The 25,267-nt window shown below is 41.0% G+C and carries 25 protein-coding genes; 11 read left to right on the forward strand and 14 right to left on the reverse strand.

Annotated features, from left to right (window positions below; genetic code table 11):
* Both ABS766_RS10365 and ABS766_RS10370 read left to right on the forward strand, forming a co-directional pair.
* Complete coding sequence (locus ABS766_RS10365) at positions 1 to 921, forward strand: helix-turn-helix domain-containing protein (protein ID WP_408085076.1); 921 nt, start codon at positions 1 to 3, stop codon at positions 919 to 921.
* A gap of 164 nt (positions 922 to 1,085) precedes the next feature.
* Positions 1,086 to 2,675, forward strand: coding sequence for a peptide chain release factor 3 (locus tag ABS766_RS10370; protein WP_408085077.1), 1,590 nt, complete (start codon positions 1,086 to 1,088; stop codon positions 2,673 to 2,675).
* A 107-nt stretch (positions 2,676 to 2,782) separates the two neighbouring features.
* On the opposite strand, the gene ABS766_RS10375 is transcribed toward ABS766_RS10370, so the two are convergent.
* The 9 genes from ABS766_RS10375 to hisG form a co-directional block, all read right to left on the reverse strand.
* Positions 2,783 to 5,521 (reverse strand): Ig-like domain-containing protein, encoded by a 2,739-nt coding sequence (locus ABS766_RS10375; protein WP_408085078.1) that lies wholly within the window; start codon positions 5,519 to 5,521, stop codon positions 2,783 to 2,785.
* A gap of 231 nt (positions 5,522 to 5,752) precedes the next feature.
* Positions 5,753 to 6,337, reverse strand: coding sequence for a bifunctional phosphoribosyl-AMP cyclohydrolase/phosphoribosyl-ATP diphosphatase HisIE (gene hisIE, locus ABS766_RS10380; RefSeq protein ID WP_408085079.1), 585 nt, complete (start codon positions 6,335 to 6,337; stop codon positions 5,753 to 5,755).
* Positions 6,334 to 7,086, reverse strand: a complete 753-nt coding sequence (gene hisF / locus ABS766_RS10385) for an imidazole glycerol phosphate synthase subunit HisF (protein WP_408085080.1) — start codon at positions 7,084 to 7,086, stop codon at positions 6,334 to 6,336. The genes hisIE and hisF overlap by 4 nt, the downstream gene beginning before the upstream one ends.
* The gene (hisA, locus tag ABS766_RS10390; protein WP_408085081.1) at positions 7,080 to 7,793 is read right to left on the reverse strand and encodes a 1-(5-phosphoribosyl)-5-[(5-phosphoribosylamino)methylideneamino]imidazole-4-carboxamide isomerase; all 714 of its coding nucleotides are present in this window, start codon (positions 7,791 to 7,793) and stop codon (positions 7,080 to 7,082) included. The genes hisF and hisA overlap by 7 nt, the downstream gene beginning before the upstream one ends.
* A complete protein-coding gene (hisH, locus tag ABS766_RS10395) occupies positions 7,790 to 8,368 on the reverse strand; it encodes an imidazole glycerol phosphate synthase subunit HisH (protein ID WP_408085082.1) in 579 nt (192 codons plus the stop codon). The genes hisA and hisH overlap by 4 nt, the downstream gene beginning before the upstream one ends.
* Complete coding sequence (hisB, locus tag ABS766_RS10400) at positions 8,365 to 9,453, reverse strand: bifunctional histidinol-phosphatase/imidazoleglycerol-phosphate dehydratase HisB (RefSeq protein ID WP_408085083.1); 1,089 nt, start codon at positions 9,451 to 9,453, stop codon at positions 8,365 to 8,367. The genes hisH and hisB overlap by 4 nt, the downstream gene beginning before the upstream one ends.
* Positions 9,450 to 10,472, reverse strand: coding sequence for a histidinol-phosphate transaminase (hisC, locus tag ABS766_RS10405; RefSeq protein WP_408085084.1), 1,023 nt, complete (start codon positions 10,470 to 10,472; stop codon positions 9,450 to 9,452). The genes hisB and hisC overlap by 4 nt, the downstream gene beginning before the upstream one ends.
* Positions 10,465 to 11,754 carry a histidinol dehydrogenase gene (gene hisD / locus ABS766_RS10410; protein WP_457809843.1) on the reverse strand — a complete coding sequence of 430 codons (1,290 nt, stop codon included), beginning with the start codon at positions 11,752 to 11,754 and terminating at the stop codon, positions 10,465 to 10,467. Before hisD ends, hisC begins: the two co-directional genes overlap by 8 nt.
* A 6-nt stretch (positions 11,755 to 11,760) precedes the next feature.
* Complete coding sequence (hisG, locus tag ABS766_RS10415; protein ID WP_408085086.1) at positions 11,761 to 12,618, reverse strand: ATP phosphoribosyltransferase; 858 nt, start codon at positions 12,616 to 12,618, stop codon at positions 11,761 to 11,763.
* A gap of 481 nt (positions 12,619 to 13,099) precedes the next feature.
* Between hisG and ABS766_RS10420 the strand changes: the two genes are divergently transcribed.
* From ABS766_RS10420 to ABS766_RS10440, 5 genes are all read left to right on the forward strand, one after another.
* A complete protein-coding gene (locus ABS766_RS10420) occupies positions 13,100 to 14,203 on the forward strand; it encodes a T9SS type A sorting domain-containing protein (protein WP_408085087.1) in 1,104 nt (367 codons plus the stop codon).
* A gap of 482 nt (positions 14,204 to 14,685) precedes the next feature.
* Positions 14,686 to 14,889, forward strand: a complete 204-nt coding sequence (locus tag ABS766_RS10425) for a hypothetical protein (RefSeq protein WP_408085088.1) — start codon at positions 14,686 to 14,688, stop codon at positions 14,887 to 14,889.
* 207 nt (positions 14,890 to 15,096) lie between these two features.
* Positions 15,097 to 15,288 carry a cold-shock protein gene (locus ABS766_RS10430; RefSeq protein WP_408085089.1) on the forward strand — a complete coding sequence of 64 codons (192 nt, stop codon included), beginning with the start codon at positions 15,097 to 15,099 and terminating at the stop codon, positions 15,286 to 15,288.
* A gap of 183 nt (positions 15,289 to 15,471) precedes the next feature.
* Entirely contained in the window at positions 15,472 to 16,203 is a 732-nt protein-coding gene (locus tag ABS766_RS10435) for an endonuclease (protein WP_408085090.1), read from the forward strand.
* Positions 16,200 to 16,928 carry a DUF72 domain-containing protein gene (locus ABS766_RS10440; RefSeq protein ID WP_408085091.1) on the forward strand — a complete coding sequence of 243 codons (729 nt, stop codon included), beginning with the start codon at positions 16,200 to 16,202 and terminating at the stop codon, positions 16,926 to 16,928. Before ABS766_RS10435 ends, ABS766_RS10440 begins: the two co-directional genes overlap by 4 nt.
* Before the next feature lie 94 nt (positions 16,929 to 17,022).
* Here ABS766_RS10440 and ABS766_RS10445 read toward each other — a convergent pair whose 3' ends face one another.
* From ABS766_RS10445 to ABS766_RS10455, 3 genes are all read right to left on the reverse strand, one after another.
* Entirely contained in the window at positions 17,023 to 19,302 is a 2,280-nt protein-coding gene (locus tag ABS766_RS10445; RefSeq protein ID WP_408085092.1) for an aconitate hydratase, read from the reverse strand.
* A 404-nt stretch (positions 19,303 to 19,706) separates the two neighbouring features.
* Positions 19,707 to 20,060, reverse strand: a complete 354-nt coding sequence (locus ABS766_RS10450) for a hypothetical protein (RefSeq protein WP_408085093.1) — start codon at positions 20,058 to 20,060, stop codon at positions 19,707 to 19,709.
* A gap of 78 nt (positions 20,061 to 20,138) precedes the next feature.
* The gene (locus ABS766_RS10455) at positions 20,139 to 20,597 is read right to left on the reverse strand and encodes a hypothetical protein (protein WP_408085094.1); all 459 of its coding nucleotides are present in this window, start codon (positions 20,595 to 20,597) and stop codon (positions 20,139 to 20,141) included.
* Between the two features lie 106 nt (positions 20,598 to 20,703).
* On the opposite strand from ABS766_RS10455, the gene ABS766_RS10460 reads away from it, so the two are divergent.
* The 4 genes from ABS766_RS10460 (at position 20,704) to ABS766_RS10475 (ending at position 24,002) form a co-directional block, all read left to right on the forward strand.
* The gene (locus ABS766_RS10460; RefSeq protein WP_408085095.1) at positions 20,704 to 21,075 is read left to right on the forward strand and encodes a hypothetical protein; all 372 of its coding nucleotides are present in this window, start codon (positions 20,704 to 20,706) and stop codon (positions 21,073 to 21,075) included.
* Between the two features lie 105 nt (positions 21,076 to 21,180).
* Positions 21,181 to 22,002 (forward strand): MbnP family protein, encoded by an 822-nt coding sequence (locus tag ABS766_RS10465; protein ID WP_408085096.1) that lies wholly within the window; start codon positions 21,181 to 21,183, stop codon positions 22,000 to 22,002.
* Between the two features lie 10 nt (positions 22,003 to 22,012).
* The gene (locus ABS766_RS10470) at positions 22,013 to 23,050 is read left to right on the forward strand and encodes a cytochrome-c peroxidase (protein ID WP_408085097.1); all 1,038 of its coding nucleotides are present in this window, start codon (positions 22,013 to 22,015) and stop codon (positions 23,048 to 23,050) included.
* A gap of 1 nt (position 23,051) precedes the next feature.
* Positions 23,052 to 24,002, forward strand: coding sequence for a transporter family protein (locus tag ABS766_RS10475; RefSeq protein ID WP_408085098.1), 951 nt, complete (start codon positions 23,052 to 23,054; stop codon positions 24,000 to 24,002).
* Between the two features lie 70 nt (positions 24,003 to 24,072).
* Here ABS766_RS10475 and ABS766_RS10480 read toward each other — a convergent pair whose 3' ends face one another.
* Entirely contained in the window at positions 24,073 to 24,780 is a 708-nt protein-coding gene (locus tag ABS766_RS10480) for a lycopene cyclase domain-containing protein (RefSeq protein WP_408085099.1), read from the reverse strand.
* Entirely contained in the window at positions 24,777 to 25,238 is a 462-nt protein-coding gene (locus ABS766_RS10485; protein WP_408085100.1) for a sterol desaturase family protein, read from the reverse strand. The genes ABS766_RS10480 and ABS766_RS10485 overlap by 4 nt, the downstream gene beginning before the upstream one ends.
* Between the last annotated feature and the right edge of the window lie 29 nt (positions 25,239 to 25,267).

Genomic DNA, 25,267 nt, shown 5'->3' on the forward strand with positions numbered 1-25,267 from the left:
ATGATGGCTACACTACCTGTACACTTAAAAACAATAAAAGATTTTCACCGGTTTAGCAAACTGCCTGCACCACAGCACCCATTGGTAAGTGTTATAGACTACAGCACCATACCTTTTGACCCGGAAAATAATGCAGTAACCCGGGTTATGGACTTTTATTCTATAACACTCAAGAGCGATTTTACAGCCAAAATTAAGTATGGACTACGTGATTGTGATTTTGATGACGGCACTATGTTTTTTATGGCACCCGGGCAGGTGTTTAGTGTAGATACAGAAAAAAATGTAAAAACCCGGAAATCAGGATGGATATTACTAATCCATCCTGATTTTTTGCACGGTACCACTCTGGCAAAAGAAATAAAGCGATATGAATATTTTGATTATTCTGTTTTTGAAGCGCTGTTCCTTTCCGAAAAAGAAAAGTTAGCTATTACCGGAATTATGCATGCTATTCACCATGAAGCCGCCCAAAATATTGATGCTTTTAGCCAAAATATTATTATATCCCACATAGAACTTTTGTTAAGCTATGCAGAGCGGTTTTACCATAGGCAGTTTATTACCCGCAAGACAATTAATCACCAAATATTGGATCAGTTAGAAATAGTGCTTAATGGTTATTTTAATGATGAAAAACTGATTGACAAAGGTTTACCTACTGTACAATATGTTGCTGACAGCCTAAATCTTACACCAAATTACCTAAGCGGGGTACTAAAGTCGCTTACAGGGCGTAGTACCCAGCAACACCTGCACGACAGGCTTATCGAAAAAGCCAAAGAGCAGCTGGCAGGCACCACCCTCTCAGTAAGCCAGATTGCCTACAGCCTGGGGTTTGAGCATCCACAGTCTTTCACTAAACTTTTCAAGGCAAAAACAAACTTCTCGCCTCTTGCCTTCCGTCAGTCGTTTAATTAAATGCTATTCAATTTTAAATTAATATAGTGGATGTCTTTGTGGGTAAAGCAGGCATTCAAATTAACAGGCTTTTTGACTTAAATACTTTACAACTTTTGACTTTATGACTTTCCAACTTAAAGGCTTACTTTTGCACCTCATAAAATAAAATAACAGAAACGGCTATGGGTTTCAACGAAGAAATAAATAAGAGGCGCACCTTTGGTATTATATCGCACCCCGATGCGGGTAAAACTACGTTAACAGAAAAGCTGCTGCTTTTTGGTGGTGCCATACAGGAGGCAGGCGCCGTAAAAAGCAATAAAATTAAAAAAGGCGCTACGAGTGACTTTATGGAGATTGAGCGCCAGCGGGGTATCTCGGTAGCTACATCGGTACTCGCCTTTAATTATAAAGACAAAAAAATAAATATTCTCGATACCCCCGGGCACAAGGATTTTGCCGAAGATACCTTTAGGACCCTTACCGCGGTTGACAGCGTAATTGTGGTTATTGACGTGGCAAAAGGGGTTGAGGAACAAACCGAAAAACTGGTAGAGGTGTGCCGTATGCGCAGCATCCCCATGATTGTGTTCATTAACAAATTAGACCGCGAAGGTAAAGATGCTTTTGACCTGATGGACGAAGTGGAGCAAAAACTTGGCCTTACCGTTACACCACTCTCCTTCCCTATCGGTATGGGGTACGATTTTCAGGGAATTTATAATATCTGGGAAAAGAACATCAACCTGTTTAGTGGAGACAGCCGCAAAAATATAGAGGAAACCATTGCGTTTAACGATATTGAAAACCCGGAACTCGATAAAATAATTGGTGCCAAGCCTGCGCAAAAACTGCGTGAGGAACTGGAGCTTATTACAGAGGTTTACCCGCCTTTTGACCGCCAGCAATACCTTGATGCCAAACTACAGCCCGTATTTTTTGGTTCGGCATTAAATAACTTCGGGGTACGCGAACTTCTGGACTGTTTTATTGAAATAGCCCCCACACCGCGCCCTAAAGACAGCGATACCCGTCTTGTAAAGCCTGACGAAAATAAATTTAGCGGATTTGTATTTAAAATCCACGCTAATATGGACCCCAAACACCGCGACCGCCTGGCGTTTGTAAAAATTGTTTCGGGTACGTTTGAGCGTAATAAGCCGTACTTGCACGTGCGCCACAACAAGAACCTGAAATTTAGCAGCCCCAACGCCTTTTTTGCCGAGAAAAAAGAGGTGGTGGATGTTTCATATCCCGGTGATATTGTAGGCCTTCACGATACCGGTAACTTTAAAATTGGTGATACGCTTACCGAAGGCGAACAAATGAGCTTTAAGGGCATACCAAGCTTTAGCCCGGAGCATTTCCGTTACATTAATAATGCCGACCCTATGAAGGCCAAGCAGCTTGAAAAAGGTATTGACCAGCTGATGGACGAAGGTGTGGCGCAGCTTTTTACCCTTGAAATGAATAACCGTAAGGTTATTGGTACCGTGGGTGCGCTGCAATATGAAGTGATACAGTACCGTTTAGAGCACGAATATGGCGCTAAATGTACGTATGAGAATTTCCCGGCTTATAAAGCCTGCTGGGTAAAACCCGATGACCCTAAAAACGAAGAGTTTGCCGAGTTCAGCCGTATTAAGCAGAAATTTATGGCGAAAGATAAACACGGGCAGCTGGTGTTTTTGGCAGATAGCGAATTTTCCATACAAATGGTACACCAAAAATACCCTTCGGTAAAATTGTTCTACACTTCAGAAATGGACTAATTTTCTTTTCAAAACTAAGTACAGTAAAGCTGAAATTGCTAAAAATAAAAGGGCTGCCTTCTTAAAAAAGGCAGCCCTGGTTATATATAGAATTGTGGGGGTGGAGATTATTTTTTCAGCACTTTTACCATAGTGGTTGTAGTACCCGAAACTACTTTTACCATATAAGTACCCTCAGCAAGGCCTGCCATATTAATGTTAGCCTCCCGGTTATTAACCGGCTGCGCAAGTACAGTTTGCCCTAACAGGTTATACACATCTACCGAGGCAATTTCCTGTTGGTAAGAAATGGTAAGCACATCACTAACCGGGTTAGGGTAATAAGCAAGTGCCGATAGTTCAAATTCGGCACGTGCCAGTACTAAGTTAGTGGTAACCGCAAACGGTTCACTAACACAGTCACCGTTAACAGATACGGCATAGTAAGTATTATTATCTACAAGCGGGGTTGTGGCATCCAGCGGCTGTGAAAGCGCTCCGTCAGCATACCACATTATATTAACTCCGGTTACGTCAAGGTCTGCAAGCGTTTGCCCTTCGGTAAAGTCCTGCATAATATCGCCTGTAGGCATTTCTAAAGGTGTTACGGTAACATCAACGGCAACCAGTGCGCTTGGGCAGCCCATTACTATTTGAGATACATAATAAACCCCGGTAGTAAGCGTTGCATTCACGGCAAGTATTTCAGTACCTTGTGCATCCGTATACCAAATATAGCCGGAATCAACAGGCAGGTCCATAGCAGTAGCGCTGCCGCAGAACGACTGGTTTGCTACCACAGGCGCATCCGGAACCGGGTTTACGGTTACACTTACAGCCGTTACAGCACTTTCGCAACCCAACACTATCTGAGAGGCATAATAGGTACCTGTTGAAAGTTCGGCATCTGTCGCAAGGGGTATAGTACCCTCTGCATCGGTATACCATATCATACCGGGCCCTATAGGAAGTTCGGCAGGCATGGCGCTACCGCAAAAAAGCTGCGCCGGTACCACAGGTGCATCAGGAACAGGGTTTACGGTTACACTTACAGCTATACGCTCACTCTGGCAGCCGTTAATTATCTGAGATACATAGTAGGTACCTGTAGAAAGTTCGGCATCTACCGCAAGGTAATTATCACCTGTTAGGGTAGTATACCATATAAGGCCATTGCCTAAAGGCAGGTCTGCAGTGGTGGCAGTGCCACAAAACAGTTGCGAAGTTATAGCAGGGGCATCCGGCACGGGGTTAACAACTATTTCTACAGCAACACGCTCACTTTCGCAACCGTTTACCGTTTGGCTTACATAATAGGTGCCGGTTTCAACTACGGTATCATCCGCAAGGGCATCAACAGCGGTTTCAGAGGCATACCATTTAGTCATTTCGCCTGTGGTTACTGCAAGGCTGGCTACAGTAGCGGCACCGCAAAACAACTGGCCGTTGGCTGTGGGCAGCGCAACAACCGGGCAGCTTGTAGTTACAGGGGTAGTAGTAGAGTCTGTAGAAACTGAAGTGCTGTTATAAGCCCTTACACGGTAATAATACGTAACATTTGCCTCAAGGCCTGTAACGTTATATATGAGTACATTGCCTACATCAAGGTTTTGGTATCCTGTAACAAAATTCGGCACACCCGCAGGCACCTCCAGTGTCTGGCCGGGGTTTACGCTACCCGGTGAGGCAACATCGGGGCCACTCCAGGTAAAATCTGAATAGCCTGTTCCCGTACCTGTAAGCATTAAGCTGTTACCGGCTGGGGTACTGGTGGGCTCGCTAACACCTACATCTGTAGAGGCCATGCCTGTAGCATCTCCGTCTGATGCGGTAAGGGTACCTTCATAAGAGATAAACTGTACCACACTCCCGTCAACCGAAAGGGCAATACCGTCAGCATCTCCGTTTTGTATGCCGTTAGAGGGGTAGGTATAATAAAATACCGTAAAAGAACCTGTATTAGTACCTGCTGTAAACTCGCTTAAATTTTTCTCATCATAAGATACACCACCGGTTTGGTTATATAGTGTAACTTTTATATCAGCTAAAACAGGTAGTAAGCTATTGGGCACTACAACCTCAACAAACTCTCCGGTATCGGTACCGGAATTATCATAATGAAACTCGTTTATCCACGGGTCCAGTTCAGGAACCGCCCCTGAAAAATCAGGGTCTGTGCTCACATCAAGATAGTAGCCTGTGGCGCCGGGTACGGCGTTCCATGTGGCTGTAAAACCTGTAGCGTTAACATCTGTTACAGCAGTAACGGGCGCAGCCAGCGCAGCTAATGCTACAGTACCGTTAAAGGCAAAATCGTTTATACTAAAGCTTCCTGTAGCCGAAGTTGCGCCCCAGGCATAAAAACGGAATGTAATAGCCTGTGTAATGCCCTGAAAAGTACTTGCTGATAAACTTGCCGTAAGTTCAGGAAATGTCATTGAAGCATCACCCGTTTCAGAATAGGTATACACATCAGTTGTGTAATTATCCAGGCTTGTCCTTATCGAAAAATACTTAGGCCCTGTACCCGATTTTTGCCCGGTATACATAAAACTGTCAAAATCTATTTCATAGCCTGCATTAGGCGTAAGGGTAAAATAAAAATAATTGTCAGCAGCTAAATCTGCTGTATTCCATCCTTTGGCATTATACCGTGACGAACCGCCATTTACTGTAATACCCGGCCCCCGGCCTATACCGCTGGCAGTAATATTGGCGTTTACAACCTGCCCGGAGGTGTACGGGTTAAAATCGCCCGGGTTGCTGTCGTTAATTTCATTAGAAAACACCGCCTGCCCGTAAAACGATGCCGGAAGTACCAAAGCCATTACTAAAAGAAGTAATACTCTTTTTGTAAAAATTTTCATGTGTAAATTGTTTAATTAAAATTAGTTTCGGCACATAACTGCCAAGCATCAGTTTAAATTCTTTACTTTTTTTGTAATTAACTGAAGCTTAGAAAATAATAAATACTCGCAAAGTTATCATTATGAAAATTCTACGCAACTTTTAAAACATAAATAAAATGTTAAGAATATGTAAAACAAATATTTACACAGTTATTTAATGAGGCTGGCATTTAAAAAAATTTACCGCACCTATACCCTGCTGCGCATTACACCCTCTATGGTTTGCAATGAAACCCCTTTTGCTTTCAGCAGCACTAAATAATGGTACAGCAAATCTGCAGCTTCATTGGTAAAAAGCTCCTGGTTATTGTCTTTCGCTTCTATAATAAGCTCCACAGCTTCCTCACCTACTTTTTGGGCAATTTTATTAATCCCTTTTTTATACAGGGCATTTGTATAGGATCCATCTGCATCTGAATCAATCCTGTCGGATATTTTTTGCTCAAGTTTATATAAAAACCCTTTATTGCTTTGGTTACCAAAGCAGGAATAACTACCGGTATGGCAGGTAGGCCCTGCTGGTATTGCCTTAATAAGCAAGGTATCGCTATCGCAATCTAACCCCATTGAGGCTACCGTAAGGTAATTGCCTGATGTTTCTCCTTTAGTCCAAAGCATTTTGCGGCTGCGGCTGTAAAAAGTTACCCTTTTTTCTGTACAGGTTTTATTAAACGCTTCTTGGTTCATATAACCCAGCATGAGTACTTCAAGGCTGGCAGCATCCTGAATAATTACAGGCAGCAGCCCGTTTAGTTTTATAAAGTCCGGTTTCATCGTATGGGTATGTTTTTTTGCTTTAAATAATTTTTAAGTTGTGGCAGGGGTATTTCTCCAAAATGAAAGATACTTGCTGCCAGGGCTGCGCTTGCCTTGGTTGTAGAAAACAACTCCTCAAAATGTTGCATTGTACCCGCACCACCCGATGCAATAACCGGAATGTTGACCGCATTGCATACTGCCTGCAATGCATTTAGTTCAAATCCGCTTTTAGTGCCATCACTGTTCATTGAGGTAAAAAGTATTTCCCCCGCTCCCATTTCGGCAACATGCCTGGCCCAGCTTACAAGTTCTATACCTGTGGCAGTTTTGCCGCCGTTTATAAACACTTCCCAGGTATTGTTTACCATTTTCGCATCAATGGCAGCAACAACGGCCTGGCTGCCCAGTTTGGCAGCAATTTGTTGGATAAGTAGCGGATTTATAACTGCCGAGGTGTTTACGCTTATTTTATCTGCCCCACAATGCAGCAGTATAGCTGCTTCTTCAACCGTTTTTATGCCGCCCCCAACCGTAAAGGGTATATTAATTTCCCTTGCTATATCAGTAACCAGTGCAGCAAGTGTTTTCCTCCTTTCAGATGTAGCGGTAATATCCAGAAACACCAGCTCATCTGCTCCCTCACGGGCATATTGCTTTGCCAGTGCCACTGGATCGCCCGCATCCTTAAGTCCTATAAAATTGACCCCTTTTACCACCCTGCCGTTTTTTATATCAAGGCAGGGTATTATTCTTTTTTTCAGCATAATTTACTCAGTTCTTTTAAGGTAATATTTCCTTCATACAGGGCTTTGCCTATTATGGCGCCCGCACACCCAATTTGCTTAAGTATGGCAACATCCTTAAGAGATGCTATACCCCCGCTGGCAATAAGGTGTATGCCCGTTGCAGCTATCAGCTCTTTATACAGTGCTACAGAAGGCCCCTGCAACATGCCATCTTTAGAAATATCGGTGCATATTACGGTTGTAATGCCTTTTTGTTTATAGGCCTGTATAAAATCAAACACATCTGTTTCGCTTTGCTGTTGCCAGCCGTTAATGGCTATTTTGCGGTTATGGCAATCGGCGCCCAGCAATATCTTGTCGTTGCCGTAGGTTTGCAGCCATTGCCACACCAGTTCCGGATTTTTAACCGCTATGCTCCCGGCGGTAACTTGAGAGGCACCGCAATTAAATGCCGTTTGTATATCATCATCGCTTTTTATGCCGCCGCCAAAATCAATTTTCAGTCTGGTTTGCTGCGCTATGGCTTCTAATACTTTGTAATTAGTTATAGTTCCCGATTTTGCACCATCCAGGTCTACCAGGTGCAGGTATTGTATACCGGCACCTTCAAACTGCCGGGCAACCTCAACAGGGTTTTCATTATACACTTTTTGGGTAGTATAATCGCCTTGGGTAAGGCGTACACACTTTCCGTTTATAATATCTATAGCAGGGATTATTTTCATAAGGATAAAAAGTTTTTTAATAATTTTTCGCCCGCCGCACCCGATTTTTCCGGATGAAACTGCACTGCATAAAAGTTATCTTTTTGCAATGCCGCGCTGTAGGGCAGTATATAATTGCAGGTGGCAACGCTGTTATTACACAATGCTGCATAGTAACTATGCACAAAGTAAAAATGTTCCCCATCGCCTATTCCGTCAAACAGCAGGCAAGGTTTGGGTGTTAGTGTATTCCACCCCATGTGGGGCACAATTTCTGTAGGCGGAAAGCACGTTACATCAGTATCAAAAATACCAAGCCCCAGGGTGTTGCCCTCCTCGGTATGCCGGCACATAAGCTGCAGGCCCAGGCAAATACCCAGCACCGGCTGTTTTAGCGACAACAATAGCGTATCAAGCCCTTTTGCCTGTAAGTGCGCCATGGCAGATGCAGCATGGCCTACACCCGGAAAAATAACTTTATCTGCCGTTAGCAGCAATGCTTTATCATCGGTTACTATGCAGTTGTAACCAAGCCTGTTTATGGCATTTTGCACGGATTGTATGTTACCCGCGTTGTAATGTAGTATCGCTATCATAATATTCCCTTAGTGCTTGGTATGGCATAATTAGCTGTTTGTTTTATGGCCATTTTTACAGCTTTGGCAAAGGCCTTAAATATGGCTTCAATTTTATGGTGTTCGTTATTGCCTTCAGCTTTAATATTGAGGTTGCACTTTGCCGTATCGGTAAATGATTTAAAAAAGTGAAAAAACATTTCGGTAGGCATGCCTCCTATATTTTCACGTTTAAATCCGGCTTCCCAAACCAGCCACGGCCTGCCTCCAAAATCAATAGCTACCTGTGCCAGGCAGTCATCCATTGGCAAGAGGTAGCCATAGCGTTCAATACCTTTTTTGCTGCCCAATGCCAGTAAAAATGCTTCGCCTAACGCCAGTGCGGTGTCTTCAATAGTGTGGTGCTCATCTATGTGCAAATCACCTTTTACCAGTACCGATAAGTCAACATTACCGTGCCGGGCAAGCTGATCCAGCATGTGGTCAAAAAAGCCAATCCCGGTATCAATATCACTTTTACCGCTGCCGTCAAGATCTAAGGATATGGTAATGCTGGTTTCGCTGGTTTTTCTATATACCGTAGCTATTCTTGGTATTTGCTTTAAATACTGGTAAATAGCCTCCCAGCTTTTGGTGGCAAATGTTGCCTCTTCGCACTGCTCTCCTATAAATATCGACTTGCACCCTACGTTTTTAGCCAGTTGTACATCGGTAACCCTGTCGCCAATAACATACGAGTTTGCCATATCATACCCTCCTTTAATATAGTGGGTAAGCAATGCGGTGCCCGGCTTGCGTGTAGGCAGGTTTTGGTGGGCAAAACTCCTGTCTATAAGTATTTCATTAAAGTATATGCCTTCATTCTTAAAAGCCCCGATTATTTTATTATGGGCAGGAAAAAAGGTTTCTTCCGGAAACGAAGCTGTGCCCAGCCCGTCCTGGTTGGTTACCATTACAAGTTCATAATCCAGCTCGAGGGCAATTTTTGACAATCCGCCAAAAACCCCAGGATAAAATTCCAGTTTTTCAAGGCTGTCAAGCTGAAGGTCTACAGGAGGCTCATTTACCAACGTGCCATCCCTGTCTATAAATAATACTTTTTTCATACAGTTATCTGTTGTAAAGCGTTTAGTAATATCCTGTTTTCATCAGGTGTACCTATAGATATACGCAGGCAATTGGCTACCACTTTATTCCGGTTTCTTATAATAATGCCCTGCGCAGCAAGTTTTTGATAAACAGCGTCTGCATTTGTTACCTCAACCAAAAGAAAATTTGCCTTTGAAGGATATACTTTTGTAACCATAGGCAAACGGCTAAGCGCCCCGGCCATTTTGTTTCTTTCGGCTACCAATAATTTTACCTGCTGCCCATATTGTTCTGTATTGCCTAATGCCTTCAGGGCTGCAGTATAATTAAGCATACTAATATTATAGGGCGGTTTAACCTTATTGAAAAGGGCTGTTATGGGCGTTGAGGCAAAAGCCATCCCTATGCGCACTGTTGCCAGCCCCCATGCTTTGCTAAGGGTTTGTAAAACAATAAGGTTAGGATAGTTATGTAGTGTTGCTACCAGCGAAGTGCCGCTAAAATCGGCGTAAGCCTCATCAACCACTACAATACCTTTAAAGTTTTTTATAATGGTTTCAACACCTTTAAGGGTATTGCCTGTTGGGTTGTTGGGCGAGCAGATAAATAGTAGTTTAACAGTATCATCTTCAAGTACTTTTGATAACCTGTTAAAATCCACCTGAAAGTCACAGGTAAGCGGCAGGTTTACCAATGTTACGTTATTTATGGCTGCCGATACCTGGTACATGCCATAAGTAGGCGTAAACGTGAGGGCTTTATCTATACCCGGTTCACAAAAAATACGGTAGCACAGGTCTATTGCTTCATCACTGCCGTTACCAAGAAAAATATTTTCCGGACTGACGGATTTAATCTCTGCTATTCTTTGTTTCAATTCTTTTTGCAGCGGATCCGGGTAACGGTTAAGTGCGCCAAACGGATTTTCGTTGGCATCAAGAAAAATGCCTGCACTGCCGGTAAACTCATCCCGCGCCGAAGAATAGGGTTGCAACGCCAGTATATTGGGGCGTACTATTTTGGTTATATCAAACATTTTTAAGGTCTTTTAGTCGTATTGTTACTGCATTGCTGTGCGCATCAAGCTGTTCGGCTTTGGCCATTACGGCTATAGCCGGGCCAATATTTTGCAGTCCGGCTGGGGTTATTTTCTGAAACGTTATCTTTTTTATAAAACTGTCCAGCGATACCCCGCTGCAGCTTTTTGCATAACCATTTGTGGGCAGGGTGTGGTTGGTGCCGCTGGCATAATCTCCAGCACTTTCACAGCTGTAATTACCCAAAAAAACAGATCCCGCATTAACTACCCTGTCAATATAATTTTCAGCAGTATCCCCTGCAATAATCAAATGTTCAGGTGCATACATATTACTAAAGGCAATACACTCTTCAATAGTGTTAAGTACTATAACCTTACTGTTTTTTAATGTTTTTAAAGCAATATCTTTTCGGGGTAAGCGGTCAACCTGTCGGTTAAGGGCAACAAGGGTATCCTCTGCCACGGCTTTATCGGTACTCAATAATAAAACCTGGCTGTCGGGCCCGTGCTCCGCCTGTGAGAGTAAATCTGCGGCAATGTACTCCGGGTTGACAGTATCATCGGCTATTACCAGCACTTCACTCGGCCCTGCAGGTAAATCTATCGTTGTGCCATACCGCACGGCCATTTGCTTGGCAGCGGTTACATATTGGTTGCCCGGCCCAAAAATTTTATCAACTTTGGGTACGCTTTCAGTCCCTATTGCCATTGCCCCTATAGCCTGTATGCCCCCAACGGCATAAACCTCTGTAACACCTGTAATTTGTGCCGCATACAGTATGGCATCATTTATTTTTCCGTCCTGGCCTGGTGGTGTGCATAATACAATTTGCTTACATCCTGCAATACGGGCGGGTATGGCCAGCATAAGCACTGTAGAAAATAACGGCGCCGAACCGCCGGGTATATAAATACCTACCTTTTCTATAGCCCGGCTTTCCCGCCAGCATACTACCCCGGGGGTTGTTTCAACATAACTTATTGTTTCTTTCTGCAACCCGTGAAATTTTTCAATATTTGCTTTAGCCACTTGTATAGCCTGTTGCAATTCTTCGGGTGTTTTTGCAGCACACTCAGCTATTTCAGCGGGTGTAAGTTTCAGGCTTTGTGGTACAATACCATCAAAAAGCGCTGTATATTTATATATCGCCCTGTCGCCGTCGCGCTCAATTTCCTTAAATACCTGCTGCGTCAGTTCATCAAGGTTAAGGCCCTGAATTTTTGGCCGCTGGCAAAGTGCCTCCCACTCGGCCCTACCGGGCTGTATAATTGTCTGTATCATGGCTTAGAGTATCATTTTTTCAACATTTACAATCAGTATGCCTTCGGCGCCCAGTGTTTTCAGGTGGTCTATCTTATCCCAAAAATCGTCTTCACGTATAACCGAGTGTATGCTGCTCCACCCGGGTTCTTTTAGTGGTAATACAGTTGGGCTCTTCATACCTGGTAATACCCGGGTAATTTTTTCTACGGCGGTGGTTGGGGCGTTAAGGAGTATATATTTATTCTCGGCGGCATTTTTAACCGATTGTATCCTGAAAAGCAGCTTATCAAGTATAGCCTGCTTTTCGTTATCCAGATTTGTATTGGCAATTAAAACGGCCTGGCTTGTAGTTACTACTTCCACTTCTTTCAGCCCGTTAATCTGTAAGGTACTGCCGGTGCTTACAATATCAAAAATGGCATCTGCAAGGCCAATGCCCGGGGAAATTTCCACACTGCCGCTTATGGTTTCAATTTCGGCTGTAAGGTTATTTTTGTTTAAAAATTGCTGAAGTATTACCGGATAGCTGGTTGCTATTTTTTTCCTGCTGAAATAAGATATGCCGGTATATTGGGCATCTTTAGGTATGGCAAGGGAGAGGCGGCAGTTTGCAAAACCAAGGTTGTTTATAATTTTTACATCTTTATTCCTTTCCCATACTTCATTTTCACCCAATATGCCCACATCGGCAACGCCCTGTTCAACATATTGCGGAATGTCATCATCCCTCAAGAACAAAATCTCGATTGGAAAATTTGGTGAGGTAGCTTTTAGCGTACGTTCTCCATTAGTTACTTTAATGCCGCACTCTTTAAGTAACAGCAATGATTTTTCGCTAAGCCTGCCGTTTTTTTGTACGGCCATTTTTAATTTACTCATTTGTTATCCTGAAATATGCCTGAGTAAAAAGAGAAGGGAAGTGATAAATACAAAAAAACCCGCCTGATTTTACTCAAACGGGTTTAGAAAATATTTTTAGTTAACTACATATCATTTCCTTCTCGCATTTGAGCCAGTGTGAAAATGATGATGATGTAGCTGATTGTATATCATATTTTTATTAATCAGAAATATGCTTTCTGTACGGATGTAAATTTAGGTATTTTTTTCAAAAAACATAAAAAATAGTATTTTTTTAATCTGTGTAATAGTTTTAACCTGACTGTACTAATCATTTTTAAACGATACCCTGCCACATACAGTCTCTTTATATCACTTTTTTAACACCATCCTTATCAGTTTTTTACCCTAAATCAGTAATAAAAGATAAAAAATATTGATATTGCCAGGTAGGGAAATAATCAATCCAAGCTGTTTTGATTAAAAAAATAATAAAATCAACATTTTAAAAAAATTGGCTATGAAAAAATTTTTACTCCCGTCTTTTTTACTGTTTTACGGTTTGGCCGGGGCGCAGGTTATCAATTTTACCGATCAGAATTTAAAAACAAAACTGCTGGCAGAAATGTCTGCAACACCAACCGGCTATAACCAAAATGAGGTAGCCGTTTTAATAGACACCAACCAGGATGGTGAGATAGAAGCATCTGAGGCTGCTGCTATTTATGGCCTGAATATATCCGGCGCATCAATAAGCGACCTTAGCGGGCTGGAAGCTTTCTCAAACCTTGAGTGGATACAGTGTGGCGTAAACCAGATTACATCAATAAACGCAGCAATGTTTCCTAACCTGAAAAACCTGATGTGTGGCCACACCTCCATTACCTCGCTTGACGTTACCGGATTTACACACCTGGAAGCCCTGGAGTGCGAATATGCACAGATTATCTCATTAAATGTAGCAGGTATGCAAACGCTTAAATCAATACGATGCTCAGGAAACGCCCTTACCACTATAGACCTTACCGGCCTTAGCAACCTTATTGAGTTTTCCAGCATTGAATCCAATCCTTTTACCAGCCTTAATTTTGATGATGCCGTTAACCTTACCCAACTTGCAATAAGCCAGAGTATGCTTACAGAGCTTGACCTGAGCCATTCGCCTTTGCTTATGTATGTGGGTATCTCTGAAAATTCTTTATTAGAAAGTATAAACCTGCGCAATGGAGGATCTGCCCTTGTACCTTTTGAATGTGGTTTTACTGACAATCAAAACTTAACCTCTGTGTGTGTAGATGATGGTGAAGAAGACATTGTTGCCCAGTGTACCTGGTTGCCTGTAATGGCAGAAATTACCAGTGTGTGTAGCCTGGGTACAACTGATTTTGCTACTGAGCCTATGACCATTTACCCTAACCCAACTGAAGGACTTATAAACATCACTACCAATAAAGCTATAAAGCTGTTTGAAGTGTATGATTTTCAGGGCAGGCTGTTACAAAAAACTACTCCGGCCGCAGGGCAAGTTTCTATAGACCTTTCACGTTTACAAAGTGGTGAATACCTGCTAAAGGCGTATACTGATAATGGATGGCTGACTAAAAAAGTGATAAAAACCAACTAAAACAGCAACTGTTGACAAAGGCAAAATTTAACCGCAATATATAAGCCTTAGATTTATCTGAAATTAATACCTCAACTGCTGATACCTTTTGCCTTGCGCAAAGGGTATTTTTTTGCGATATAAGATATATATCCCCAGGCTATTGCCTTATAATTTTATACAGTAATAAACAACGCACCGCTACAGGCAGCTGCACAGTTATAGGGTTATATCAAAAAAAATTGCGTACCTTTACACAATATTGGTTTCAGTGCCTGGTATAGGCAAATCCATCTTCATTTTATCATCAGTACAGCAATTAACTCACATTTTAGCACAAGGCTTTTATATTCTGGTATATCAGGTTAAAATATAACGTCTTCCGTGTTTTGCTGTAAACTAATAAAATCTTAGGGCGATATCAATGTAATGTACACATAGTAACTGGTATACATTGAGTTATATTCCAATTTAAAAAAGTATTCAATTTAATTTATATATATATGGCTGACTCTTTTCAAAAAAAAGAAGGTATTAAAAAAAATGTGTCAAGAAAAAAACTCAAAGCTCATAAAAAGCAGCAGAGAAAAACAAATAACAACAAAGGTAAGGGGTTTGATAGCATGATAGCTTACGTAGACCAATACGGCAACCTCTCCTCAACACCTCCTGAAAACAAAGAAATCCAGGAAACTAAAGAGACCTAATTTTATATAAGGGACTTATATTGATAACTGTATCTATAGGCATGCTGGCTGCAAAAACCTTAATTACCAGTGTTAAATAATACGCTATAATAGTAGCAGTAACGCGCATTACAGTACGCTGTAAATATAAAATTTGGAAAAAAATGCTTATTTATCAGTTAGTTCCGATAAATATTATATCTTTACACCAAAATTAATATATTTATAATGCAAGAAGGTACAGTTAAATTCTTCAATGAAGAAAAAGGTTTTGGATTTATTACACCGAATGACGGTGGAAAAGAAATTTTTGTTCACGTTTCAGGTCTTACTGAAAGCATTCGCGAGAATGATGAAGTTCGTTACAATGTGGAAGAAGGTCGTAGAGGTCCAAACGCAGTAAACGTAGTTATAGCTTAATACACTACATAAGTTATTTAAAAGCCCCTCCATATCAGAGGGGCTTTTTTTATTTAATTTTTCCGGTATAAACCCGGTAACACCCCCCATATCTCTTTATAACCTTTAACAGCAATTTATACTAATTGTGCGGCTAATTAAATAATTTTAGTATACTATATTATAGTTATTAAAACCAAACTTATGCCCGAAGGTCCCAGTATACTAATCGCCAAAGCACAAATGACGGAATTTATCGGCCATAAAGTAATTACTGCTGCCGGTAACGCCAAAATAGATATACCCCGGCTGGAAAACAAAAAACTTGAGGACATAAAAACCTGGGGGAAGCATTTATTATTATGTTTTGACGGATTTACAATACGCATTCATTTCCTGCTTTTCGGCACCTACCGTATTAACGAAACCAAAGAAGCTAAACTCAGGTTAGGGCTTACTTTTGCTACCGGTGCAATAAACATTTATACGGCTTCGGTAAAAGTATTGGAAGGTAACGTTAATTCGTATTACGACTGGTCTGCTGATGTAATGCAGGAGGAATGGGATGAAAAATCCGCCCTTAAAAAACTCAGTAACAAACCCAACATGCTTATTTGCGATGCGCTTTTAGAGCAGGACATTTTTTCAGGCGTTGGCAATATTATAAAAAACGAAGTGCTATACCGGGTTTATGTACACCCCGAATCAATTACAGGGCAAATACCCCCTGACAAACTCCGGCAAATAGCAGAAGAAGCGAGGGTATATAGTTTTGATTTCCTGAGATGGAAAAATGAAGGGACTTTAAAAAAACACTGGCTGGCACATACCAAAAAAATATGCAAACGCTGCGATTTGCCTATGCATAAACACTATACAGGAACCAAAAAACGACGTAGCTTTTTTTGTACTAACTGCCAAAAGCTCTATATATGAAAGAGACAAATCTGCATACCGGGTGCTCAAGCTATGCCACACAATCCTGGCAGCCTGTTTTTTACCCTGAAGGGTTGCCAAAAAAACAGTGGTTTGAATATTACTGCAAATACTTTGATACATATGAGCTTAATGCTACTTTTTACCGGTTTCCAACAGTAAAAAGCCTGCAATCGTGGTACCACAAGACACCACAGGCATTTACATTTAGTATTAAAGTACCCAAAACCATTACGCATATTAAACGCCTTGTTGATTGCAATGAAGAAATTGAAAAATTCTATGCTACAGCCCGCGAAGGCCTTAAAGATAAATTAGGCTGTGTGCTTTTTCAGTTACCGCCAAGTTTTAGTTATACTCCCGAAAGGTTGGATGCTGTTATAATGGCTACAAACCCTGATTTTAATAATGTTGTAGAATTTAGGAATGAAAGCTGGTGGAATGAGGGAGTAATAAAAAGATTAGCTGATAATAACATTACGTTTTGCAGTGTAAATTACCCTAAGCTTCCCACCACTGTAATAAAAACTACACAAACGGGTTACGTCAGGATGCACGGGAACCCTAAATTGTTTTATGCTGAATATACCCAACAACAAATAGAAACATTGTATGAGGATATAATGAGCCAAAACTTTAAACAAACATACCTGTATTTTAATAATACAGCATCTTCTGCTGCAATTATCAATGCCTTACAGGTAAAAAACATGAATGCTAAATAACCCTATTTTTTCTTAAAGGCAACAGTAACTTATAAAAAAACTCCCACCGTTGCCGGATGGGAGTTAGTATATAAAATCAAAAAAACTTTAGTTACTATACCTCTACTTCGCCCCTGCTTGCAGCAGCGATAAGGTTTAACGCGCTACCGGCTACAAACCAGCCTATCTGGCCTTCGTTATAGCTGTGGTTAGCAATAACAGTATCTTTGCTGCCATCAGCATGCACTACCTCAAGGGTAAGTGCCCTGCCCGGTGCAAATTCTTTAAGGTCAATAAAGTTAAATACATCATCTTCCTGTATTTTATCGTAATCAGCCTCATTAGCAAAAGTAAGCGCAAGCATCCCCTGTTTTTTAAGGTTGGTTTCGTGTATACGTGCAAATGATTTTACCAGTACCGCCTTAACACCAAGGTGGCGTGGCTCCATAGCAGCATGCTCACGGCTGGAACCTTCACCATAGTTATGGTCTCCCACTACTACTGTAGGTATACCTGCCGCTTTATAGGCGCGTGCTGTGTCTGGCACAGGGCCATACTCACCGGTAATTTCGTTTTTAACAAGATTTGTTTTCATGTTAAAGGCATTTACAGCGCCAATAAGCATGTTGTTAGATATATTGTCAAGGTGTCCGCGGAAACGTAACCATGGGCCTGCCATAGAAATATGGTCAGTAGTACATTTACCGTATGCTTTTATAAGCAGTTTGGCACCCATAATGTTTTCACCATTCCATGGTTCAAACGGGGCAAGTAGCTGTAAACGCTCAGATGTTGGACTTACTTTTACCTCAACTTTGCTACCGTCTTCAGCCGGGGCCTGGTAGCCTGCATCATCAACAGCAAAGCCGTTTGGCGGCAGCTCCCATCCTGTAGGCTCATCAAGCATTACTTCCTCACCATCTTCATTTATCAGTTTGTCTGTAATTGGGTTAAAACCAAGGTCGCCCGCAATAGCAATAGCCGTTACAAGCTCTGGCGAACCTACAAACGCGAGGGTGTTAGGGTTACCGTCGGCACGTTTAGAAAAGTTACGGTTAAAAGAGTGTACAATAGTGTTACGCTCTTCTTTCTCGGCACCTGCCCTGTCCCACATACCGATACATGGGCCGCACGCATTTGCAAATACAGTAGCGCCAATTTTATCAAACGTATCAATAAAACCGTCGCGCTCTATAGTAAAGCGTACCTGTTCAGAACCCGGGGTAATGGTAAATTTAGATTTAGGTTTAAGTTTTTTATCAGAAGCCTGCTGTGCAATAGACACAGAGCGTGAAATATCTTCGTAAGACGAGTTGGTACAAGAACCTATAAGGCCTACCTGTACATTTAGAGGCCAGTCATTCTTAGCGGCTTCCTCTTTCATTTTAGATATTGGCGTAGCCAAATCCGGAGTGAAAGGCCCGTTTAGGTAAGGCTCAAGTTCGCTAAGGTTAATTTCAATAATCTGGTCAAAATACTGCTCAGGGTTTGCATACACTTCCGGGTCAGCAGTAAGGTAATCGGCTACTTTAGCAGCTTCATCCGCCACATCGGCACGGTTGGTAGCACGGAGGTAACGGTCCATAGACTCGTCATAACCAAACGTAGAGGTCGTAGCGCCTACCTCGGCACCCATGTTACAAATGGTACCTTTACCGGTACATGAAAGTGATTTTGCACCTTCTCCAAAATACTCCACAATAGCGCCTGTACCACCTTTTACGGTAAGTATGCCTGCTACTTTAAGTATAATATCTTTTGGGGCTGTCCAGCCGGAAAGTTTCCCTGTTAATTTAACACCGATAAGCTTAGGGAATTTAAGCTCCCATGCCATACCGCTCATAACATCTACCGCATCGGCACCACCAACACCAATGGCAACCATACCAAGGCCGCCGGCGTTAACCGTGTGAGAATCGGTACCAATCATCATACCTCCCGGGAATGCATAATTTTCAAGCACTACCTGGTGGATGATACCTGCACCCGGTTTCCAGAACCCGATGCCGTATTTATTTGAAATTGACGAAAGAAAGTCAAAAACTTCGTTGCTTTGCTCTTTTGCACGCTTTAAATCGGCCTTAGCATCTACTTTAGCCTGTATAAGGTGGTCACAGTGTACTGTAGTAGGTACGGCAGCCTGTGGCTTGCCGGCATGCATAAATTGTAGCAATGCCATTTGCGCGGTAGCATCCTGGCAGGCAACCCTGTCTGGTGCAAAATCCACATAGTCTTTGCCCCTTGTAAACCCTTGTTTAGGTTCGCCTTCCCAAAGGTGGGCGTATAAAATCTTTTCAGATAGTGTAAGCGGACGCCCTACAAGCTCGCGCGCCTTATCAACGCGTTTGGGCATTTCTTCATACACTTTCCTGATCATTTCGATATCAAAAGCCATAGTAAGTATATTAATGTTCGTTTGTAAAAAAGTCTGTAAATTTACTTAAAGTTATTCCAAATTAAAAATTTTTATAGTTTCTTTAATTTAATCAAATTATTATTTATAAACATTCTACTTTACTGCATATTATTCAAAAACTTTATGTTAAAAGCATGTTTTGTTACATATCGGCAGAATTTTAACCCAAAATTGAAAAAATTGAAAAATTTAAATACTTACACTAACGATATCGCAATAGCAAATTGCAATTTATAGTACAAAAATATACCCAATAAAAAATTTAAAAGGCTAAGTAACTGCTTATAACCTTTTCATCATAATTTTAAAAATCTACTTATTACATAAGCATAAAAAAACCGCCTGAAATTCAGGCGGCCTTATTTTATTTACTAAATGTAATTTTAGTGTGTAAGCTGCTTTAGCAGTTCAGGCTCAGCATCAACTTTTGCCATCCTGTCTTGAGAAATGCTGGCCCTTATTTTAGCGTCTGTCCATTGATAAACGGCATCTTTGCGTTGCTCGCTAAGCCCATTCTTGTTAATGTTATAAAGTTCCTGATGTTTAGACTCAAACAAGCCGGTAAACATTTGTACTTCATGTTCGTTTAATTTCACAACTTTACCAAGAGCCTTTACGTCTTTAAGCGCAGCTTCATGAAAGGCGGCTTTAGTACCAGGCTCGGCTGAGGTAGATTGAGCGTTAGCAGTAAAACCAAGCCCAAGCATAAATACAACAATAGCAATTATTTTTTTCATCTTAACTTATGTATTATGGTTTATTACGCCCAAATCTAATTAATAAAAAAAACATCACAAAATTTTAACACTTAAAAATTATTTTCTTTTATGAAATTTTGCTTTTCTGCTATGTTTTATTGCTTTACGCTGATGCATTTCACGCATTTTGGTAAATTTTTCATACTGTGCAGCATCCAGAATTTTCTTCATTTCGCGTTTCATGGCAATCTGCTCATCAAGCCTGTGGCTTTTTCTTTCAAAACGCTCATCCTTACTTGGCTTTTTGCCGGCTTCCCTGCCTGCCTTAAATGCTGCTATGGCAGCTTCCCTTTTTTTACTGCGGTCCAGCATCAGTTTTTTTATCTCTTTTTGCTGGGCATCGGTAAGATCCAGCGTCAGCGTTAATTTCTTTACCTGTAATTCTGTACGCTGTTCGGCAGTTAGCCTCTCGCTTTTATCCCGCTGTGGATGCTCTCCGTTATACCTTCTTTTACCTTGCTGTGCTGTAGCGCCAATACACACTAACATTGCCATTACTAAAATCCATTTTTTCATACTTCAAAAAATTAATGTTATACCATTTAGATTTTATAATCTTCAAAAGGTTTAATTTTTGCTTTTTTTATTCGCTAAAAACAATTTTGCAGGTTACATTTGCACCGTGAAGTTTTTTGTTGCCATAGCAGCTTTATTTATACTGGCCCGCCCGGCATTGCCCGTAGTGGAGTATTTTATCAATTATGATTATATAAGTAAAGTACTCTGCGTTAACAAAGAAAAACCGGCACTTCAATGTAACGGTAAATGCCACCTGATGAAACAGCTAGCTAAAGCTGCTGAGGATGAAAAACCACTTTCGGATAAAAAAAATCACCGTACAGAAACTGAAGTATTATTTTTTCAGTCCATTACACAATTTAACCTGACTAACCGCTTTTTTGTAATTACTGCAATTACGTATCCCACATATACTAATTTATATACACACCTTACTAACCGGGTTGTTTTTCATCCGCCTGCATTTATTTCTTAAAATTTAACCTTTATACTGTTCTGGCTTATAGCCGGAATAAAACTTATGCACCTGTATTACAGGCAAACATACTATTACTTAAATTTTAATATTAAATCAAAAAAAATGAAATTCAACATAATTTTTGTAGCGCTGATAGCGTTCAGCACATCTTTTATATCATGTTCAAACGATGATAATAATAATGTTACCCAAGGTACTGTAGGTGATGTACAACTATATTTTGATAATGGCGTAAATGGTGATGCCCTTATACTTGGAAGTACATATACCAATTCTAATAACGAAAGCCTTACCGTAAACCGCCTTAACTATATTATAAGCAATGTTGTACTGGTGCAGGCAGATGGCACCGAATATATTTACCCAAAAGAAGAAAGCTACTTTATTATTAGTGCCGAAGATAACAGGCTAACCATACACCTTGAAGATATACCGGCAGGTGATTATAGCACCCTAAAATTTGGTATAGGTGTAGACCAGCAACGTTACCTGCAGGGCGAAACCCAACAGCAAAGCTTTTGGGACCTGGCTACACAGTATAACCTTACCTGGACATGGAGTACCGGTTACCGTTTCATAAATTTTGAGGGCAGCTTTACCGCCCCCGGCCTTGATGGCAGTAAAACCTTCCAGGTACACCAGGGTAGCAACAGTGCAACCGATAATTACCGAGAAGTAGCCCTTACCCTGCCTACAACTGCACGTGTACGCCAGGGCGATGAGCCAAGCATTCACCTGAAAACAGATGCTAATGTATTGCTGGACGGACAAACAAAAGTTAAACTTGCAGATAACCTGAACGAAGCCCAAACCGGAGCTGCCGTAATGGGTGGGGAAAACCTTATACATATTGCTGATAACTCAACTGCTATGTTTACGATAGACCACGTGCATAACGGCAATGGCGCCCACGAAGAAGAATAACTCTTTTACTGTGAAAAAAGTTATTATAGGGCTTGGGGTATTATTACTATGGTCCTGTAGCAGGGAGGAAGAATATATAGAAGTAAATAAAAGGCTGGAAGTAAACATTCCGGCCAACTTCCCCCCAATGGTACAGGATATCAGTGATAATTATCCCACAGAAAAAGGTTTTGAGCTGGGCAGGAAGCTGTTTTATGACGGCCGCCTCTCGGCAGATGGTACCATATCCTGCTCATTTTGCCATGAGCAGGGATATGCTTTTACACATCACGGGCACGACTTTAGCCATGGTATATATGACCAGGTTGGCACCCGCAACGCACCTGCTGTACAAAATATGGTTTTTCAGGGGGAGTATTTTTATGATGGCGCCTCTAACAGTATTAAAATGCTGGCTATAGCGCCAATTCATAACCCTGTTGAAATGGACGAAACTCTGGAGACGATAGCTGTTAAACTGCAGCAGGACAGTTCGTACCGGACACTTTTTAAACAAGCTTTTGACGATGGCCAAATATCATCTGGCAATATACTAAATGCCTTGGCGCAGTTTATGACTATGATGGTTTCGGCTAATTCCCGGTACGATAAATATGTACGTAATGAGGGCGAAGTATTAACACCACAGGAGTTACAGGGCATGGCTGCATTTCAGGAAAAATGTGCCTCCTGCCATATAACCGACCTGTTTACTGACAGTGCCTTTAGAAACAACGGCCTGCCCCCAAACCCGTACCTGAATGATTTGGGACGTGAAACGGTAACTGGTTTCCGTACCGACCGTTATAAGTTTAAAGTACCCAGCCTGAGAAATGTGGAGAAAACCGCACCATATATGCATGACGGACGATTTGGATCATTGGAATCGGTGCTGAATTTTTATGCTTCCGGCGTGCATGATACAGAAAACCTCGACCCGTTGCTTACTAACAACGGAGTGTTGGGTATTACTCTTACTGAAGAAGAAAAGGCTGCAATTATTGCCTTTTTAAAAACATTAACTGACGAAGAGTTTATAAATAACCCTTTGTTTTATTACCAAACATAACATGAAGCATTTTTTGCTGTTTGCATTACTACTTGCAACCCAATATATGGCAGCTGCAAAACCGCCACCAGATTTTAAAAAATACCTTAAGGCCTTTGAATATTTTGAGGATGACTGCGATGCCTGCGGCTGTTCGGCAACGGGTGGTGGCATGGGCTTCAGCTCTATGATAGACCGCAATTTTGTGGGGCTGCGCTATTTTTACCAAAGCTACAGCAGCCGCGATGGTATATTTAATAATTCACCATGGGTAGATGAAAATTTTAATACGGTGCAACTCTGGGCACGCATCCCGGTGTTCAAAAATTTTCAGATTTCTGCACAGGTGCCCTACCACTCTAACAACCGCGACCTGAGTACCGGACATGAGGAAATAAACGGCCTTGGCGATGTAACCCTGTTAGGGTTTTACACAGTATACCAAACAACAACAGATACTACTGCCTTTAAGCATATCATACAGCTTGGAGGTGGGTTTAAGGCGCCTACTGGTAAATATGACAGTAATAATAACGGTAGTGTAAACCCGAGCTTTCAGTTAGGCACCGGGAGTTGGGATTATGTAATAGCTGCCGAATATATTATAAAACATAACAACCTTGGCCTTAACGCAATGGCAAATTATGTAATTAAAACCGAAAACAAGCAAAACTACCAATTTGGCAACCAGTTTAATTACATGGGCACCTTTTTCTATGAAATTGAAAAGCCCACATTTACGCTGGTGCCACAGGCAGGTATAGCTGGGGAAATATATGCCACCAATCGCCAGTTTGGTGAAGATATACCCCAGACTAAAGGCGACATTTTACTGGGTAAGCTGGGTATAGAAGCCGGAATGGGTAACTTTTCGGTTGGGTTAAACGGTATGTTACCTATTACCCAAAACCTTACAGGAGGACGCGTTGAAGCTAATTACAGGTGGTCTGTAAACCTTAATTACAGTTTGTAACAAGATGATAATGCCCTGATTTTATAAACGCTGGCTACATTTTCGGGTAAAGCCCAAGCCTTTATGTATTTCAAAGGCCTGGGGCTTCACTTTGTTTATATAGCTTCTTATTAAAAAAATCAAACAGTACTATATTCAGCATAATAAGCAAAAAACCATATATAGAATCTTCTACCGGTATTGTAAACATACGCACAGCAAGGTTTTCCTGGTTATTATACCATACAATTGGCTCTTCTAAAAAAGAGCCTGTTAAAATACCGTTACTCAGTAAAAAAAAGGGTATAATACAAAAATAAGTCAGTAAAGCATCGGATATATTTACTTTGCGAATACGTATAAACACTAAAAACAACAGTGTAAACAACCCGGTAAAAAAGGTATACTTTTTATCAAACCCTACCGTAATAAATACAATACAAACCACCATAAAAAAATAGGTTAGCCAATTGCTAAAACGCTCTAACGGATTTTTATTTATAAGGTATTGCAAGGCAAAGTGTGTAAAAACACAGGCATACGGAATACAGAAAAAAAACAGGATTTCTTCTACAGGCAGCCCGAAAAAATAGATACCGGTAAGATAATCGGGGTTAAATCCCCAAACACCAATTTCGGTAAAAATAGCATCCCACACTAAAAACGGAACAGCAACCAGTATATTAGCCAGTAAAAAAGATTTCCATTTTTTATAAAATGCCCTTTTTGGATAAAAGCTTGCTATAAAAGGAACTATGATGCAAAACACATCTATTATTAGGTAGGTATAAGGTTTCAATGCTTCAGGTATTCTTTAAAATATTTTATAGGCACAAATAACATCCCGAAACATTCACCATGCTCTTTACCCAAATGTTTATGATGCATTTTATGCCCTTTTCTAAGCGCTTTTAAATAGGGGGACTTTATATTGTCAAACCATTTAAACCGCCTGTGTATTAACACATCATGCACCATAAAATAAGCAATACCGTACAGCAAAATGCCCAGCGCTATAAAAAAAAGATAATTTAAATGAGGAATAGTGCCAAAATAAAACAACACCATACAAAGGGATGCGAAAATTACAAAAAACCAATCGTTCTTTTCAAATACACCCTGGTATTTTGGCTGGTGGTGGTCTTCATGCAAATACCATAAAAGTCCGTGCATTATATATTTATGGGTTAGCCATGTAACACCTTCCATGCATAAAAAAACCGCAATGGTAATTGCTATATATAGTAACCAGGTCATAATGTATTATTTAATATTTTATGTGTAAT

It is taken from the genome of Flavobacterium rhizosphaerae (genome assembly GCF_046000445.1).
Taxonomy (GTDB): domain Bacteria; phylum Bacteroidota; class Bacteroidia; order Flavobacteriales; family Flavobacteriaceae; genus Flavobacterium; species Flavobacterium rhizosphaerae.